This window comes from Pseudomonas sp. SIMBA_068 (assembly GCF_046534705.1).
Classification (GTDB): Bacteria; Pseudomonadota; Gammaproteobacteria; order Pseudomonadales; family Pseudomonadaceae; genus Aquipseudomonas; species Aquipseudomonas putida.
The window spans coordinates 1-241 of the sequence record NZ_JAWRYI010001481.1 but is presented as its reverse complement, the minus strand read 5'-3'; the positions used below and the strand labels follow the sequence as shown (position 1 = coordinate 241).

1 pseudogene is annotated in these 241 nt (G+C 65.6%); it reads right to left on the bottom strand.

The window, feature by feature from the left end:
* Positions 1–241 (bottom strand): annotated as a pseudogene (locus SB756_RS34570) (PAS domain-containing sensor histidine kinase); the annotation flags it as partial.

Below are 241 nucleotides of genomic sequence, written 5' to 3'. Positions count from 1 at the left end.
GATCAGGCGCTTGATCTGCCGGGCGATGACCAGCCACAGCAGCACACTGAAGATCAGGATTCCCAGGCTGGCGGTCAGGGTGCCGGTGTAGAAGGCCATCGGCAGTTCGCTGGTGGCCACCAGCAGCAGGTGGCCGGGGGCCTGGCCCGGGCGGGGCAGGGTGATGACCTGGTTGCTGCGAAACTCGGTCATTTGCCAGGCTTCGATGTGCCGGTAGCGTTCGGGCAGCTTGAGGCGTTCG